The organism is Thalassolituus alkanivorans (assembly GCF_020447205.1).
GTDB lineage: Bacteria > Pseudomonadota > Gammaproteobacteria > Pseudomonadales > Oceanobacteraceae > Venatoribacter > Venatoribacter alkanivorans.
The window spans coordinates 1-1,291 of record NZ_JAJAEL010000010.1 but is presented as its reverse complement, the minus strand read 5'-3'; the positions used below and the strand labels follow the sequence as shown (position 1 = coordinate 1,291).

The following is a 1,291-nucleotide window of genomic DNA, read 5'->3' as shown; positions in this document are numbered from 1 at the left end:
GGTAGTGTTCAGAATTCTGTGTCATTTCTTTATCCTATACAAAACAGAGATGACACATGACCAAACCAACCTTCGACATGGAAGCCGCGCTGCAGGCGCTGCGTGACGGCAAAAGCCTAAATGGCAAAGACGGCATCCTGACGCCGTTAATCAAGCAACTGACCGAAGCCGCTATGCAAGGCGAGCTTGAGCAGCATCTCGCTGAAGAAGAAGCTCCTAACCGCAAGAACGGCACCAGCAAGAAAACCATTAAAACGACCTCCGGTTCATTCGAGTTAAATGCTCCCAGAGATCGCGCTGGTTCGTTTGAGCCTCAAATTGTCAAAAAGAATCAGACCCACCTTACCGATGATCTTGAGCGGAAAATCATTGCGTTATTCGCACTGGGTAACAGCTATCAAGACATCCGCATGCACATTGAAGACATGTACGGTATTGAACTGTCCAACGGCACGTTAAATGCTGTCACCGATAAGCTGATTCCTGAGCTTCAGGCGTGGCGTGAACGCGATCTGGATGCGATCTATCCCATCGTCTGGCTTGATGCGATTCACTACAAAATCAAAGAGAACGGCCGGTTCATCAGCAAGGCGGTATACACCATCCTGGGCCTGACTGTTGAAGGAAAAAAAGAACTGCTTGGCCTGTATTTATCGGATGCAGAGGGCGCACACCATTGGTTGAGCGTATTAACAGACCTGCACAACCGTGGCGTTAAAGACATCCTCATAGCCTGTGTCGATGGCCTGAAGGGCTTCCCGGAAGCGATTCAAAGTATCTACCCGCAGACCGAAATACAGCACTGCATAATCCACCAGATCCGCAACTCCATAAAATACGTGGCGAGCAAAAATCAGAAAGCCTTCATGGCCGATCTGAAGTGCGTATACAAAGCAGCAACGCTGAACGCTGCAGAAACCGCTCTGGACGAACTTGAAGCAAAATGGGGCGAGAAGTACCCAGTCGTGATTAAATCGTGGAGAACCAAGTGGGAGACGTTGTCAGCGTATTTTAAATATCCGGACTACGTGCGTACTGCAATTTACACGACCAACGCCGTCGAAGCCGTGCACCGGCAGTTCAGAAAACTCACCAAAACCAAAGGAGGGTTCCAGAATGAGAACAGCTTGCTCAAGCTGTTGTACGCCGGTATGTTAAAAGCGTCAGAGCGCTGGACGCACCCGGTGCAAAATTGGAATCTGACACTGTCTCAGCTGTCGATTCATTTTGCCGGGCGGTTAGACGCTCATATTGATCTGTAATTCGCTGACACAGAATTTTGAACACCCTC

The 1,291-nt window shown here is 49.3% G+C and carries 1 protein-coding gene; it reads left to right on the top strand.

All coding sequences use genetic code 11. From position 1 onward, the window contains the following. Nucleotides 1-56 precede the first annotated feature (56 nt). Nucleotides 57-1,262 (top strand): IS256 family transposase, encoded by a 1,206-nt coding sequence (locus LGT44_RS06625; protein ID WP_230330392.1) that lies wholly within the window; start codon nt 57-59, stop codon nt 1,260-1,262. Nucleotides 1,263-1,291: the final 29 nt, after the last annotated feature.